This is a genomic window from Lentzea xinjiangensis, assembly GCF_900110955.1.
Lineage (GTDB): Bacteria > Actinomycetota > Actinomycetes > Mycobacteriales > Pseudonocardiaceae > Lentzea > Lentzea xinjiangensis.
This window is the reverse complement of record NZ_FOFR01000013.1, coordinates 205,866-220,600: the sequence shown is the minus strand read 5'-3', so window position 1 is coordinate 220,600 and position 14,735 is coordinate 205,866. Positions and strand designations below refer to the sequence as shown.

The following is a 14,735-nucleotide window of genomic DNA, read 5'->3' as shown; positions in this document are numbered from 1 at the left end:
CCAATACGCTCGGGCCGTGACCAGCATGTCCGATGTGGCGAAGGCCGCGGGGGTGTCCGCCGCGACCGTATCGCGTGCCCTGCGCGGCGAACCGGGCGTGTCCGAGGCCACCAGGCAGCACGTCAGCGAGGTCGCGCGGCGGATGAAGTACGCCATCGCGCGCGACGCCTCCTCTTTGGCCGGTGGCCGCCGGTACGCGATCGCGGTGCTGACGTCCGAGGTCAGCCCGGTGCTGGCCGGCGCGGAGGGCGCGCTGCGGCAGGCGGGCTACGACGTGCTGCTCTACGTCCTCGCCGAGCCCGGCGCACGCGCGAAGTTCTTCGACGAGCTGCCGCTGGGCCGCCGCGTCGACGGCGTGCTGCTGCTGTCGATGTCCCTCAGCGGCGCTGAGCAGGCGGCGCTCGAGTCGCTGGAGGTCCCGCACATCGCGGTCGACGACACCGACCTGCGGCGTGCGCTGCGGACCGCCGTCGCGCACCTGCTGGAGCTGGGGCACCGCGACGTGGCGCTGGTGCTGTCCGACGGGGTGGACGAGTCCTACGACGAGATCCTGGCCTCGGCCGGGCTGGACGTGCGTCCCGAGTGGACGGTGTGGTGCTCGCCCACCGTCGACGGCGGCGAGCAGGTGGTCGACGTGCTGCTCGACGGCGAACGGCTGCCCACCGCCGTGATCAGCTCGAACGGCGCCGCCGCGCTGGGCATCTACCTGCGCGTGCAGCGCGACGGGCGCGCGGTGCCCGACGAGGTGTCGATCGTGTCGCTCGACGGGCAGGAGCTCACCCGCGTGGTCGGGCTGACCGCGGTCGAGGGAGCGGCCAAGGAACAGGGGGAGCGGGCGGTCGCCGACCTGCTGACGCTGATCAGGGGCGGGCAGATCGAGCCGGTCGAGCACCCGCTGCGGCTGGTCGTGAGGAACTCGAGCGGACCGGTCCGCACAGCGGGGTGACCGCGTGCTCACCTGAAAGCGCCTGACCGAGCCGTCCGCGGTGGCGGTCACCGGGCAGGTGGCCGCCACCGCCGGATGCGTTGTCGGCGTGGACGATTCGGCCGCGCAGACGCGGCACGTGATGAGCAAGATTCATCACGTCATCCGGAGGTTTGGCGCGAACTGGTCGGATGTCGTGGAGTTCACCTGGTTCGTGCTCGACGCCTCGAAGGTGCGAACCATTCGGGATGTGCGGGACGAGGTCCAGCGCCCCGCACTCGGCGAACTGCACAACCCCGTCGCGCACTCGTTCAGGTCGCGGCGTTGTTCGGGCCCGGCTTGCTGGTCGAGCTCGAAGCGGTGGTGACCATTCCCGGCTAGGCATCGGATGTTTGATGGAATGCATCCGGTTTTCGTGTCCCAACTGGCCTGCACCCTTCGGGTGACCAGGGACCATTTGCTCTGGTAATGCCGCCCGAGCTGTGACATAGCTTGTAGTCGTGGAGCAATTGGCGAGGTTGGCGGACGCCTGGGGTGTCGCCACTCGGTACGAGAACGCGGACCAGCAGGAAGTCGTCGTCGACACCGAGGTCGTCGTCAAGGTGCTCGCCCAGTTCGGCGTCGACGCGTCCACAGAGGACTCCGTCGCCCGCGCGCTCGCCGAGGTCGAGCAGCGCCGTGCCGCCAGGACGCTGCCGCCCACGATCGTCGTCCGCGAGTACGAGACGTACGACCTGCGCGGCCCCGCCACGATCGAGCTGGAAGACGGCACGAGCGTCGAGACCGAACGGCACCTGCCGGACTCGCTGCCGCTCGGCTGGCACCGGATCGTGACGGCGGACCAGACCGTCACCCTGGCCGTCGCGCCCAGGACGCTGCCGGACGTCCCGCGGACCTGGGGCTGGATGCTGCAGCTCTACGCCGCGCGCTCGAAGGAGTCGTGGGGGATGGGCGACTTCGCCGACCTCGCGACGATCGCCCGGCGCAGCAGCCTCGAGCTCGACGCCGGCGTGGTTCTGGTCAACCCGGTGCAGGCGCCCAGCCTGACCCACCCGGTCGAGCGCTCGCCCTACTCGCCGACGAGCCGGCGCTTCGCGAACCCCCTCTACCTGCGGATCACCGACACGGCCGAGTTCCTGCAGGCCTGCCCGCGCACCCGGCAGATCATCCGCGACCTGCGCCCGCAGAACCAGGACCTGATCGACTACGACGCCGTCTGGGACGCCAAGAAGCAGGCGCTGGAGCTGCTCTTCCCCGGCGGCGACGTCGAGATGGACGCCGAGCTGGAGAGGTTCGCCACCTACTGCGCGCTGGCGGAGGTCCACGGCGCGGACTGGCGGGAGTGGCCGGCCGAGCGCGCGGAGCCGCCGCGGGAGCGGGTCGCGTTCCACGCCTGGCTTCAGCACCTGTGCACCCGCCAGTTGCAGGACGTCCGGCTCGCCGCGCACGAGGCGGGCATGGCCGTCGGCGTCATCCACGACCTGCCGGTCGGCGTCGCGCCTGGTGGTGCGGACACGTTCGCCGACCCCGAGGCGTTCGCCATCGACGTCACCGTCGGCGCACCGCCGGACGCGTTCAGCGCGGACGGCCAGGACTGGGGCCTGCCGCCGTGGCGCCCTGACACGCTCGCCGAGACCGGCTACCGGCCGTTCCGGCAGGTGCTGCGCAGCGTGCTCCAGCACGCCGACGGCATCCGGATCGATCACGTCGCCGGCCTGTGGCGGCTGTGGTGGATCCCGCCGGGCGAGCCGCCGTCGCGCGGCACCTACGTCTACTACGACGCCGACGCCATGCTGGGCGTGCTGGCGCTGGAGGCCTACCGGGCCGGCGCGGTCGTCGTTGGCGAGGACCTCGGCACGGTCGAGCCCGTCGTCACGAAGACGTTGCAGGAGAACGGCATGCTGACCAGTGCCGTGCTGTACTTCCAGCGCGACTACTACGCCGAGGGCCACCCGCTCATCCCGCCCGCGCAGTGGAACCCGAAGGCGATGGCCAGCATCTCCACGCACGACCTGCCCACCGCGGCCACGTTCTTCGCGGGCCCCGACGGCCCCGACTTCGACGAGCTGATGCGCCAGGAGGGCATCGACGCCGCCGACCGGGTCGCGGGCGCCCACGAACTGCTCGCGCAGGCACCCTGCGCGTTGGTCCTGACTTCACCCCAGGACGCTCTGCTGGACACCCGGCAGCCCAACGTGCCGGGCACGATCGACGAGCACCCGAACTGGCGGATCCCCCTGCCCGTGGCGCTGGACGACTTCTTCCCCCGGGTCCGGGACATCACGCGGCCGCTGCGCGCCCGCGGAAGATGAAACTTTTGCGCAACAGCAGGTCACGCGCGTGCGGAGTACTGTAAGGCCGGTCACCCGGCGGCGGACGACGAACCCTTGGAGGTGGCGTACCAGATGAGCTCAGCCGTGAGCACGCGGACACCAACCGACGTACTCGAACTGGCCGTCGAGCAGGCCCTCGCCTCGGTGAGACCGGCAGCGCTCGGCGACCCGGTGGCCGGGGCACGGCGCGCGGAGGAGGCGCTGCGCGACGCGCTGCGGGACGCAGGTCCCGCGGAGGACAACACCGCCCTCCAGCACGCGCTGGCGTGCGCGGAGGCCGCGTGCGAACACCTGAAGTACTGCGAGATCCAGGAAGCCCGCACGCTGCTCATGGCCGCGCGCGGACAGCTGGTGCTGGCGCACGAAGGAGTGTGACTGCAGGCGGTAGCTACCGGTCCGTGACGATCACACGTTCGATCTAAGCCGCTCCCACTCTCGTGAGAACCTCGCTGTAGCGGGCCCGGTTCTGTCGGTGTCCGCTCGTAGGGTTTCGGGTGTGATCGTCCACCAGACCACCGGTTTTCCGGGCACGACCTGGGTTCGGCGTTTGCCGGCGTACAAAACGCGGCGGCGGGGTAGTAATCAGATCGTGGCCCCGTCCCCCTGGTCCGCCGGTCCGATGCCGCACCGGTGCCAGTCGGATACGGTCATGTCGGTAGCTGCCAGCTTGTGAGGAGCATCGTGCGACCCTGGCCTGGAAGGCCCTATCCGCTGGGCGCTGGTTATGACGGCGTAGGCACGAATTTCGCCCTGTTCTCCGAAGTCGCCGAGTACGTGGAGCTCTGCCTCTTCGACGACGACGGCACCGAGACCCGCGTGCGGCTGCCCGAGGTGGACGGCTTCGTCCACCACGGTTACCTGCTGGGGGTGGGACCGGGCCAGCTGTACGGATATCGCGTGCACGGCCCGCACGACCCCTCGCGAGGGCTCAGGTGCAACCCCAACAAGCTGCTCATCGACCCGTACGCGAAGGCCATCTCGAACGGCCTGTCGTGGGACGAGGCGTTGTACGGGTACAAGTTCGGCTCGCCGGACGAGCGCAACGACGCCGACTCGGCGCCGTACGTGCCCAAGTCCGTCGTGGTCAACCCGTTCTTCGACTGGACGAACGACAGGTACCCGAGGACGCCGTACAACGAGACGGTGATCTACGAGGCCCACGTGCGCGGCCTCACGATCGACCACCCGGAGATCCCGCCGAAGCTGCGGGGCACCTACGCGGGCCTCGCGCACCCGGTGATGATCGACCACCTGACCAAGCTCGGCGTCACGGCGGTCGAGCTGATGCCGGTGCACCAGTTCGTCAGCGACCACACGCTGGCCGAGCGCAGGCTCAGCAACTACTGGGGCTACAACACGATCGGGTTCTTCGCCCCGCACGACGGCTACGCGGCGATGCCGCTGAACCAGGTGCAGGAGTTCAAGGGCATGGTCAGGGCCCTGCACCAGGCGGGCATCGAGGTCATCCTCGACGTCGTCTACAACCACACGGCGGAGGGCAACCACCTCGGCCCGACGCTGTCGATGCGCGGTATCGACAACGAGGCGTACTACCGCCTGGTCGAGGACGACCCGAAGTTCTACATGGACTACACGGGCACCGGCAACTCGCTGAACGTGCGCACGCCGCACACGCTGCAGCTCATCATGGACTCGTTGCGCTACTGGGTCACCGAGATGCGCGTCGACGGCTTCCGGTTCGACCTCGCGGCCACGCTGGCGCGCGAGTTCTACGACGTCGACAGGCTGTCGACCTTCTTCGAGGTCGTGCAGCAGGACCCGGTGGTGTCGCAGGTCAAGCTGATCGCGGAGCCGTGGGACGTCGGTCCCGGTGGCTACCAGGTCGGCAACTTCCCTCCGCTGTGGACGGAGTGGAACGGCAAGTTCCGCGACACGGTCCGCGACTTCTGGCGCGGTGAACCGGCGACGATGGGCGAGTTCGCCTCGCGCATCACCGGCTCGTCCGACCTCTACCAGGACGACGGGCGCCGGCCGTACGCGTCGATCAACTTCGTGACGGCGCACGACGGCTTCACGCTCAACGACCTGGTGTCGTACAACGAGAAGCACAACGAGGCCAACGGCGAGGACAACCAGGACGGCGAGAGCCACAACCGCTCCTGGAACTGCGGCGTCGAGGGGCCGACGGACGACGAGGAAGTGCTCGCGCTGCGGGCGCGGCAGCGGCGCAACCTGATGGCGACGTTGCTGTTGTCGCAGGGCGTGCCGATGATCCTGCACGGCGACGAGTTCGGCCGCACGCAGAACGGCAACAACAACGTCTACTGCCAGGACAACGAGGTCTCCTGGGTCGACTGGTCGCTGGTCGAGGCCAACGCCGAGCTCGTCGAGTTCACCTCCGCGCTGACGGCGTTCCGCAAGGCGCACCCGGTGTTCCGGCGCCGGCGGTTCTTCGCGGGCCGGCCGATCCGCAAGGGCGAGGAGCTGCGCGACATCGCCTGGTTCACCCCGTCCGGCGAGGAGATGACCGAGCAGAACTGGGAAGACGACTTCGGCAAGTGCATCGTCATCTTCCTCAACGGCGAGGGCATGCCCGACCTCGACTCGCGGGGCATGCGGGTGGTCGACGACTCGTTCCTGATGGCGTTCAACGCGCACCACGAGGACATCCAGGTGACTCTGCCCGACTCCGAGTACGGTCCCGAGTGGACCGTGGTGGTCGACACGGCGACCGGTGAGGTCGGCACCGGCTCGAAGCCGATCGCCGCGTCCGGGCAGCTCAACCTCACCGCGCGGTCGCTCGTCGTGCTGCAGAGGATGGGCTGATGGGCGCGCCGTCCTCGACCTACCGCGTGCAGTTCACCCCGTCCTTCACCTTCGCCGACGCGGCCGCCGTCGCCGACTACCTGGCGCGGCTGGGCGTCGGCGCGCTCTACGCCTCGCCGATGCTCGACGCGCGGGAGGGCTCGACGCACGGCTACGACGTCGTCGACCCGACCAGGGCGCGGCCCGAGCTGGGCGGCGACGAGGGCCGGGTCGCGCTGCAGGAACGGCTGACCGCGCTCGGCCTCGGCCTGGTCGTCGACATCGTGCCGAACCACATGGTCGTGCCCAACCCGTGGTGGGAGGACGTCCTCGAACGAGGCCGGGACTCGCCGTACGCCCGGTACTTCGACATCGACTGGTCGTCGGGCAAGGTGCTGCTGCCCGTGCTCGCCGAGGACGCCGATCCCGAGGTCCACGAGCACTACCAGCGGGTGAACTGGCGGCGCGGCAACACCGAGCTGAACTACCGGCGGTTCTTCGACATCACCGAGCTCGCGGCGGTGCGGGTCGAGGATCCGGAGGTGTTCGAGGCGACCCACCGCGAGGTGCTCTCCTGGGGCGTCACGGGGTTGCGCATCGACCACCCGGACGGCCTGGCCGACCCCGGCGGCTACTTCCGGCGGCTGCGCGAGCACTTCGACGGCTGGCTGGTCGTGGAGAAGATCCTCGGCCCGGACGAGTCGCTGCCGCAGAGCTGGCCGGTCGACGGCACGACGGGCTACGACGCGCTGCGCGAGATCTGCGGCGTCTTCATCGCGCCCACCGACGCGTTCACCGCGAGGACCGGCACGGAGAGCTTCCACGAGGTCGAGCAGGCGTCGCGCCGGCAGGTGGCCGACTCGATCCTGGTGGCCGAGGTGCGCCGGATCGCCCGGCTCGTACAGGGGGTGGACTTCGAGGACGCGTGCGCCGCCGTCGCCGAGGTCATGGTCAACTTCCCGGTGTACCGCTCGTACCTGCCGGAAGGCATGGCGCACTGGGAGGCCGCGGTCCGGCTGAGCAAGTCGCCCGCCGTGCGCGCGCTGGACGAGCAGGTCCGCGCCGACCCGCACGGCGAACTGGCGACGAGGATCCAGCAGACCTCCGGCATGGTCGTCGCGAAGGGCACCGAGGACACGGCGTTCTACCGGTACACGAACTTCGTGGCGCTCAACGAGGTCGGAGGCTCCCCGGACCGGTTCGGCCTTCCGGTCGAGGAGTTCCACCAGCGTGCGGCGGCCCGCGAGTCGGGCGAACCGGCCGCGATGACCGCGTTGTCGACGCACGACACCAAGCGCTCGGAGGACGTGCGCGCACGCCTCGCCGTGCTGGCGGAGATCCCGGACGAGTACCTGGCGTTCGAGTCCGCGATGAGCGAGCAGCACGGCATCTCCGAGCCGACGCTGAACCGGCTGGCGTGGCAGTCGCTGGTCGGAGCGTGGCCCATCACCGAGGACCGGCTCGGCCAGTACCTCGAGAAGGCGTCGCGCGAGGCCAAGATCAGGACGTCGTGGGTCGACCGCGACGAGGAGTTCGACGCCGAGGTGGCCGCGTGGCCAGCGAAGGCGCTGAACGCCCCGGAGGTCGCCGCGTTCGCCGAGCGGATCAAGGCCCCCGGCTGGTCGAACGCGCTGGGGCAGAAGCTGGTCCAGCTCACCGCGCCGGGCGTGCCGGACGTGTACCAGGGCACCGAGCTGTGGGACTTCTCGCTGGTCGACCCGGACAACCGCCGGCCGGTCGACTACGAGGTGCGCCGCGAGCTGCTGGCGCGCATCGAGTCCGGCTGGCTGCCGGAGGTCGACGACTCGGGCGCGGCGAAGCTGCTCGTCGTGCACAAGGCCCTGCACGTCCGCAAGCGCGGGCTGCACGGCTACCGGCCGTTGCGCGCCGAGGGCCCGGCCGCCGGGCACGTGCTCGCGTTCGAGCGGTCCGGCGTGATCACGGTGGCGACGAGGCTGCCGGTCGGGCTGGCGCGCAAGGGCTGGCAGGACACGGTTCTGCCGCTGCCGGCGGGTCCGGGGTGGACGGACGTGCTCACCGGGCGGCCGGCGGCCGAGGACCTGTCGTCGTTGCTCGACCGCTATCCGGTGGCACTGCTCGTGCGGGGGGACCAGTGATCTTTTCGGTGTGGGCGCCGACGCCCGAGTCGGTGCACGTGCGCGTCGACGGCGCCGACCACGAGATGAAGCGCGACGGCGACTGGTGGTACTCCGCCGAGATCGACCCGGCCGCCGGCTCGCCGGAGGGAACGGACTACGCCTTCGTCATCGAGGGTGAGGCGTACCCGGACCCGCGGTCGCTGTGGCAGCCGAACGGGGTGCACGAGGCGTCCCGCGTCTACCGGCACTCGTTCGAGTGGACCGACGGCGGGTGGACCGGGCGGGCGCTGCCGGGTGGCGTGATCTACGAGCTGCACATCGGCACGTTCACGCCGGAGGGCACGTTCGACGCGGCCATCGGCAAGCTCGACCACCTCGTCGACCTCGGCGTCACGTTCGTCGAGGTCATGCCGGTCAACAGCTTCGACGGCGTGGAGGGCTGGGGTTACGACGGAGTCCTGTGGGGCGCCGTGCACGAGCCCTACGGCGGGCCGGACGGGTTCAAGCGGTTCGTCGACGCCTGCCACGCGCGCGGTCTCGCCGTGCTGCTGGACGTCGTCTACAACCACCTCGGACCGTCCGGCGCGTACCTCGACAAGTTCGGGCCGTACTTCGCCGGTCGCAACGAGTGGGGTCCCGGCCTCAACCTCGACGGGCCGGGCTCCGACGAGGTGCGCCGGTACGTGATCGACAACGCGCTGCAGTGGCTGCGGGACTTCCACGTCGACGGGCTGCGGCTCGACGCCGTGCACGCGCTCGCGGACCAGCGCGCGGTGCACGTGCTCGAGGAGCTGGCGATCGAGGTGGACGCGCTGTCCGCGAGCGCGGGCCGCCCGCTCACGCTGATCGCCGAGTCCGACCTGAACGACGCCAGGCTGGTGACCGCGCGCGAAGGCGGCGGTTACGGCCTGCACGCCCAGTGGGCCGACGACCTGCACCACTGCCTGCACGTGGCGCTGACGGGCGAGACGTTCGGCTATTACGAGGACTTCGCGGCACCGGGCGCGGTGAAGAACACGCTGGAGAAGGTGTTCTTCCACGCGGGCACGTGGTCGTCGTTCCGGGAGAAGCACCACGGCAAGCCGGTCGACACGGCGCTGATCCCGGGCTACCGGTTCCTGGCCTACACGCAGAACCACGACCAGATCGGCAACCGCGCGGCCGGCGACCGGCTGACGGCGACGGTGTCGACGGGGAGGTTGCTGTGCGGGGCGGCGATCGTGCTCTGCTCGCCGTACACCCCCATGATCTTCATGGGGGAGGAGTGGGCGGCGAGCACGCCGTGGCAGTTCTTCGCGTCCTTCCCGGACCAGGGGCTGGCCGAGGCCGTGCGGACCGGCAGGCGGCGGGAGTTCGCGAAGCACGGCTGGGGGGAGTCGGAGGTTCCTGACCCGATGTCGCCGCAGACGGTGGAGAACTCGCGGTTGCGCTGGGACGAGGTGACCGAGGCCGGGCACGCGGAGGTGCTGGAGACCTACCGCGCGCTGATCGCGTTGCGGCGCTCCCGCCCTGAGCTGGCCGACCCGCGGCTGGACAGGTTCGTCGTGGAGCAGGACGGGGAGTGCTTCGTGCTGCACCGCGGGACTACCCGCGTGGTGGTGAACCTCGGCACGACCCCCGTCCCGCTGCCTCAGGGAGACGTGCTGCTGACCTCCTCTGCGAATCCGTCATCGCTCTCACCGGAGTCGTTCGCGGTCGTTGCGTCGACGTGATCCCACAGCATCTGGTCGGCCAGGTCGACGGGTCGACCCAGGTGCGCGTGCACGAACGCGGTGACCAGGCGGTCGGCCGCGACGTGCAGCTTGATGTTGTGGTGCTGGGAGATGTGCACCAGCAGCTGGAACGCCTGCTGGGGTGTGCAGGGTTTGCGTGCGGCGATCAGGCCAGAGGCCTGCCCGATGACAGTCCGGGATACCAGAGCTTTGCGCAGCCCTGCCACCTCGGCTTCGAGGGCGGTGATTCTCGCGGACGACACCGCCGGCTCCTTTCACGTCGTCATGTCACAGCGGCATGCCGGTGTGACGACGGTGCTCTGGAGCTGCATTGCGAAGGGCGGGCACACCCAGGGCAAGCCGTCACATCGGCTTGCGGCTGGGTTCTCAACCGCGAGTGATCACCTTATCAACTGTTTCAGGCGGTGCTCGCCGGGTAACCGATCCCTGTAGCTGACCACTAGTGAAGGAGCCTGATCCATGGGTGCCGACGACAAGTTCAGCAACAAGGCCGAGGAGCTCAAGGGCCGCGCGAAGGAAGCAGTCGGCGACGCCACGGACAACGAGCAGTGGCAGGCCGAGGGCCGCGCCGAGCGCGCCAAGGGTTCTTTGAAGCAGGCCGGCGAGAAGGTCAAGGATGCCTTCCGCTCGGACAAGTAAGAGTGCTTCCGCCGCCCAGTTCGTCCCTTCGGGGGAGGACTGGGCGGCGTTGCGTTCGGCGGCGGCCGGCTGTCGCGGCTGCGACCTCTTCCGCGACGCGACGCAGACCGTGTTCGGCGAGGGGCCGGTGCCCGCGCGGCTGATGCTGGTCGGGGAGTGCCCCGGCGACCGCGAGGACACCGAGGGGCACGTGTTCGTCGGCCCGGCCGGCCGGTTGCTGGACAAGGCGCTGGCGGAAGCCGGGATCGACCGGGACAAGACCTACCTGACCAACGCGGTGAAGCACTTCCGGTTCACCGAGCGCGGCAAGCGCAGGATCCACCAGCAGCCCCGGCGGTCCGAGGTCGTGGCGTGCTTCCCGTGGCTGCGGGAGGAGATCCGCCTCGTCAAGCCGCGGCTGGTCGTCTGCCTGGGGGCTGTGGCGGCCAAGGCGGTGCTGGGGCCGTCGTTCAAGCTCACCGGGCACCGCGGCGAGGTGCTGGAGCACGACGGGCTGCGCGTCGGGGTGACGGTGCACCCGTCGTCGGTGGTGCGGGCGGAGAACTACCGCGAGGCGTTCGCCGGGTTCGTGGCGGACCTCAAGGCCGTCCAGAAGGCCTGACGAGGCAGAAGGCCTGACGAGGCAGAAGGCCCGACGAGGCGGAAGTCCGGAAAAGGGACAACCCCCGGACGACTCCCGCGTGAACGGGCCGAGCGGGACCAGCGCTCGAAGTCCGGGGGTCGGGTGGCTGCCTGGGTTTGCGCTAGGCGTCACCGAGGGCTGGTCCTAGCGGACAGCCACCTCACGAGTCCCGTAGCTATACAACTTCGGACCACCTCCTCTCTTGTGTACTTCGAACCTATGTCGGGATCGGCCGGCGTCGCAACGGACTTTTCTCACGTCACCAGGGCCGCCTGGTTCGCGTAGAATCCGCAGGCATGGTGCGCATCCCTCTGACGTCCCTGGAACGGGAGCGCGGCAGGCGGCTCGGTCAGCTCCTGCGGGACGCCCGCGGTGACGAGAGCATGGTCGAGATCGCGGCCCGTGCCGGGTTGTCGGCGGAGACCGTGCGCAAGATCGAGACGGGACGCGCTCCCACGCCGTCGTTCTTCACCATCGCCGCGCTCGCGGGCGCGCTCGGCATCTCGCTCGACACCATCAACGAGGTGCTGGCCCCGCAGAGCCGGTCGGCCTAGGACATCGCGCTCGCCGAGGAGCGAAACCGCGCATTCCGCGGTGTCACCCGGCTGAGCGAAAAATGAGTCGATCTACCCCGCAGCGTGCCGGGTAAACCGTTGACTCCTCCTTCCGGCTCGTGTTCCGTCATATGCACGGGATTCGCTCTTCTCGGAACGGGGAAAATGATGAAAGTCATTTCGGTGGTGTTCTCGGCATTCCTCGCACTGGTGCTCGCCGGCGCGGCACCGGTGTCCGCGGCACCGGCAACAGAGCAGGTCAGCAGGGCGGAGCTGCTGCAGCGCGCGGAGACGTGGCTGACCGCGAACAACGGCACCCAGGTCCCGTACAGCATGGAGCTGTACTGGCACGACGGGTATCGCCAGGATTGCTCGGGTTTCGTCTCGATGGCCGCGAAACTGGAGAAGGAGAATCCGCTGGGAGGGCCGAACACCGAGGCCCTGGTGACGGAGGAGTACACGATTCCGCTGGCGATCGCCGACCTGCGGCCCGGTGACCTCCTCATCGACTCGGTGGACGAGCCCGGCGCGGACTTCCGGCACGTCGTGATCTTCGAGCGGTGGACCAAGGACGACCGCTCGGAGTACATGGCCTACGAGCAGCGCGGCGGCCACGGCACCGACCACCGCCCGCTCACGTACGGCCTGGAGCCGGACAGCAAGTACCGGGCCTACCGGCTCAAGAACGTCGTCGGTTGACCGCCGGTGAGGGCGTCAGGGGCGTTCGGGCACGCGTCGCCGGCGCAGGGCGGACCTCGCGAGTCCCAGCGCCGCGATTACGGCGACGAGCACGCCCGTGGACACGATCTGGGCGCGGGCCTGCTCGTCGCTGAGCATCAGCACCACGATTGCCGCGATCGCCGCCAGCGCCAGCCACGAGAGGTACGGGAAGCCCCACATCGGCACCGCCGGGGCGGGAGTGGTGCGGCGCAGCCTGATCTGGGAGACGGCGATGAACGCCCAGACGACGAGCAGCGCGGAGCCGACCGCGTTGAGCAGCAGCAGGAAGACCGTCTCCGGCCACAGGTAGTTGAGCAGCACGGAGAAGAACCCGAACGCCGTCGAGGCCAGCACGGCGTTGCGCGGAACCCCGTTGTTCTTCCTCAGCAGGGACTTCGGGGCTTCACCGCGTTCGGCGAGCGAGCTGAGCATGCGGGCGGCGCCGTAGAGGGTGGCGTTGATGGCGCTGAGCAGCGCCACGAAGATCACGACGTTCATGATCTGCCCGGCCGCGGGGATCCCGAGCCGGTTCAGCACCGCGACGTACGGGCTGGCGCCGACCTCGGAGTCGTTCCACGGCAACAGGGTCACGACCACGGCCAGCGAGCCGAGGTAGAACACGAGCAGCCGCGTCATCGAGGTGCGGACGGCGTTCTTGACGGCCTGCGCCGGGTTCTCGGCGTCGGCGGCGGCGATCGTGACGACCTCCAGTCCGCCGAACGCGAAGACCACCGCCATGAACCCGGCGACGACGCCGCCCCAGCCGTGGGGGAGGAAGTCGCGGAGGTGGGTGAGGCCGGGGGAGGCGACGCCCGGCAGGACGCCGAGGACCGCGGCCGCGCCGAGGAGCAGGAAGAGGACGATGGCCGCGATCTTGAGACCGGCGAACCAGAACTCGAACTCGCCGAAGTTGCGGACGTTCGCGAGGTTCACTGCGGTGAGCACCGCCATGAAGAGCAGGACCCAGGCCCACTGCGGCACGCCGGGGAGCCATCCCGCGGCGATCTTCGCGGCGCCGGTCGCCTCGACGGCCAGCACCACGCCCACGGTGCACCAGTACGTCCAGCCGACCGTGAAACCCGCCCACGGCCCGATCGCCTTTTCGGCGTGCACCGAGAAAGCGCCGCCACTGGGGTGTTCCGCGGTCATTTCACCGAGCATGCGCATGACGAGCAGCGCCAGTGTCCCGGCGAGGCCGAAGGAGATGAGCACCGCCGGGCCGGCCAGCGCGATGCCCGCGCCGGTCCCGACGAACAGACCCGCTCCGATCACGCCTCCCAGCGCGATCATGGTGACATGCCGTTCCCGCAGGTGAGTCACTCTCTCCAGCCCCGTTCGAGTGTGCCGATGGCGGCCCGATAGTGAGTTCATGGCGACGGAGAGTCAAATCGTGTGATCGGAGTTACACCGCTCGGAAAACAAGTGAGGGTGAGATCGATGAACTCGCCTAAGGGAGCTTCACCCCGGGGAGTTTTGCCTTCCGGGACATTGCCGCGGCTCGACACGTTCTCGAATGCGCTCGAGCGCTACTCGGACTGGGGGTGGCTGGTCCTCCGCTCGGAGAACCGGCTGCTGCTGACCACTGATCACCACGTCTCCGCCGTGGAGATGGCCGCGGGGATCGGCGGGGAGGTGCAGCACTACCTGTCCGTCCGGATGCTCGGCGGTCCGGTGGTGGTGCTGCCGGGGCCCTCGCGGCGGTGGCTCATCCTCACGGAGTCCGCGGACGAAGCCTCCCAGGTGAACCTGATCCGGTTGCGGGCCAGGGGAGCGCTCACGCACCGGCTGGGGACGCTGGTGCCGCTGCCGCCGTCGCGCATCGACCGCGGCCCGGTGGCGTGGCTGGGAGCGGCGCCCGCGGAGCGGCCGTTCCTGCCGCCGTTCTCGGCTGTCGTGGCCGCGCTGCGCGCCGTGACGGAGACCGCCGGACTGCGGTGAACACCCCTCACGGGAACGATTTCCGCTGCTTCGCGGCGTGCGCTGGGGTACCCCCTACGACCCCCTTGGGTTAGCGGCGAGTACCCCGGTTGCGCTGCAAATTCACTCCACAGGACGCCGGGAAGCCTCTACGTTTGTGACGTCAGCCACTACGGAAGGGAGCTTGACATGGACCGCTACGAGATTCTCGCCGACGAGGACGGCCACGTTCGCGGTTACGACTAGAGCACTCATCGGCCGCATGGGGGAGCCGTCAGAAGAGGCTCCCTCGCGGCTGGAGTGTCGTTTCCGAACGTGGTCAGTCAATCTGGGGTGAAGTTCTTCTCATCGGGTTTCCGGCGTGTCGTCGAGGTCCGTCCTACCTGAGCGCTCGGCGGGCAGGATCTCCGGCACGCCGGGTCGGGTA

The 14,735-nt window shown here is 69.6% G+C and carries 14 protein-coding genes; 12 read left to right on the top strand and 2 right to left on the bottom strand.

The features are described from left to right. Positions 1–25: 25 nt before the first annotated feature. The 7 genes from BMW88_RS26320 (at position 26) to treZ (ending at position 9,835) form a co-directional block, all read left to right on the top strand. Positions 26–946 (top strand): LacI family DNA-binding transcriptional regulator, encoded by a 921-nt coding sequence (locus BMW88_RS26320; RefSeq protein ID WP_089955329.1) that lies wholly within the window; start codon positions 26–28, stop codon positions 944–946. A 40-nt stretch (positions 947–986) separates the two neighbouring features. Further along, positions 987–1,292 (top strand): RidA family protein, encoded by a 306-nt coding sequence (locus tag BMW88_RS26315; RefSeq protein WP_177221331.1) that lies wholly within the window; start codon positions 987–989, stop codon positions 1,290–1,292. Between the two features lie 133 nt (positions 1,293–1,425). Further along, positions 1,426–3,237, top strand: a complete 1,812-nt coding sequence (locus BMW88_RS26310) for a 4-alpha-glucanotransferase (RefSeq protein WP_089955171.1) — start codon at positions 1,426–1,428, stop codon at positions 3,235–3,237. 93 nt (positions 3,238–3,330) lie between these two features. After that, positions 3,331–3,633: a hypothetical protein gene (locus tag BMW88_RS26305; RefSeq protein ID WP_089955327.1), complete on the top strand. Its 303-nt coding sequence runs from the start codon at positions 3,331–3,333 to the stop codon at positions 3,631–3,633. Between the two features lie 306 nt (positions 3,634–3,939). Then, positions 3,940–6,045 carry a glycogen debranching protein GlgX gene (glgX, locus tag BMW88_RS26300; RefSeq protein ID WP_089955168.1) on the top strand — a complete coding sequence of 702 codons (2,106 nt, stop codon included), beginning with the start codon at positions 3,940–3,942 and terminating at the stop codon, positions 6,043–6,045. Beyond that, positions 6,045–8,141, top strand: a complete 2,097-nt coding sequence (gene treY / locus BMW88_RS26295) for a malto-oligosyltrehalose synthase (protein WP_089955165.1) — start codon at positions 6,045–6,047, stop codon at positions 8,139–8,141. The genes glgX and treY overlap by 1 nt, the downstream gene beginning before the upstream one ends. Then, complete coding sequence (gene treZ, locus BMW88_RS26290) at positions 8,138–9,835, top strand: malto-oligosyltrehalose trehalohydrolase (protein ID WP_089955162.1); 1,698 nt, start codon at positions 8,138–8,140, stop codon at positions 9,833–9,835. Before treY ends, treZ begins: the two co-directional genes overlap by 4 nt. Here treZ and BMW88_RS26285 read toward each other — a convergent pair. Beyond that, positions 9,754–10,098: an ANTAR domain-containing protein gene (locus BMW88_RS26285; RefSeq protein WP_089955159.1), complete on the bottom strand. Its 345-nt coding sequence runs from the start codon at positions 10,096–10,098 to the stop codon at positions 9,754–9,756. The genes treZ and BMW88_RS26285 overlap by 82 nt on opposite strands. A gap of 217 nt (positions 10,099–10,315) precedes the next feature. Here BMW88_RS26285 and BMW88_RS26280 point away from each other — a divergent pair, with 217 nt between their 5' ends. The 4 genes from BMW88_RS26280 (at position 10,316) to BMW88_RS26265 (ending at position 12,370) form a co-directional block, all read left to right on the top strand. Beyond that, positions 10,316–10,495: a CsbD family protein gene (locus BMW88_RS26280; protein WP_089955157.1), complete on the top strand. Its 180-nt coding sequence runs from the start codon at positions 10,316–10,318 to the stop codon at positions 10,493–10,495. Then, a complete protein-coding gene (locus BMW88_RS26275; protein ID WP_089955154.1) occupies positions 10,473–11,096 on the top strand; it encodes a UdgX family uracil-DNA binding protein in 624 nt (207 codons plus the stop codon). Before BMW88_RS26280 ends, BMW88_RS26275 begins: the two co-directional genes overlap by 23 nt. A gap of 317 nt (positions 11,097–11,413) precedes the next feature. Beyond that, entirely contained in the window at positions 11,414–11,671 is a 258-nt protein-coding gene (locus tag BMW88_RS26270; protein WP_089955152.1) for a helix-turn-helix domain-containing protein, read from the top strand. Between the two features lie 183 nt (positions 11,672–11,854). Next, positions 11,855–12,370, top strand: coding sequence for an NlpC/P60 family protein (locus tag BMW88_RS26265; RefSeq protein WP_089955149.1), 516 nt, complete (start codon positions 11,855–11,857; stop codon positions 12,368–12,370). 15 nt (positions 12,371–12,385) lie between these two features. On the opposite strand, the gene BMW88_RS26260 is transcribed toward BMW88_RS26265, so the two are convergent. Beyond that, positions 12,386–13,681 carry an amino acid permease gene (locus BMW88_RS26260; RefSeq protein WP_245778058.1) on the bottom strand — a complete coding sequence of 432 codons (1,296 nt, stop codon included), beginning with the start codon at positions 13,679–13,681 and terminating at the stop codon, positions 12,386–12,388. 183 nt (positions 13,682–13,864) lie between these two features. On the opposite strand from BMW88_RS26260, the gene BMW88_RS26255 reads away from it, so the two are divergent. Then, positions 13,865–14,329 (top strand): hypothetical protein, encoded by a 465-nt coding sequence (locus tag BMW88_RS26255; RefSeq protein ID WP_143116248.1) that lies wholly within the window; start codon positions 13,865–13,867, stop codon positions 14,327–14,329. Positions 14,330–14,735: the final 406 nt, after the last annotated feature.

Bases quoted from the DNA above. Each gene is read 5' to 3' on its own strand.
- BMW88_RS26320 (WP_089955329.1), top strand. From the start codon at position 26: ATGTCCGATGTGGCGAAGGCCGCGGGGGTGTCCGCCGCGACCGTATCG.
- BMW88_RS26305 (WP_089955327.1), top strand. From the start codon at position 3,331: ATGAGCTCAGCCGTGAGCACGCGGACACCAACCGACGTACTCGAACTG.
- treY (WP_089955165.1), top strand. From the start codon at position 6,045: ATGGGCGCGCCGTCCTCGACCTACCGCGTGCAGTTCACCCCGTCCTTC.
- BMW88_RS26280 (WP_089955157.1), top strand. From the start codon at position 10,316: ATGGGTGCCGACGACAAGTTCAGCAACAAGGCCGAGGAGCTCAAGGGC.
- BMW88_RS26275 (WP_089955154.1), top strand. From the start codon at position 10,473: ATGCCTTCCGCTCGGACAAGTAAGAGTGCTTCCGCCGCCCAGTTCGTC.
- BMW88_RS26270 (WP_089955152.1), top strand. From the start codon at position 11,414: ATGGTGCGCATCCCTCTGACGTCCCTGGAACGGGAGCGCGGCAGGCGG.
- BMW88_RS26260 (WP_245778058.1), bottom strand. From the start codon at position 13,681: ATGATCGCGCTGGGAGGCGTGATCGGAGCGGGTCTGTTCGTCGGGACC.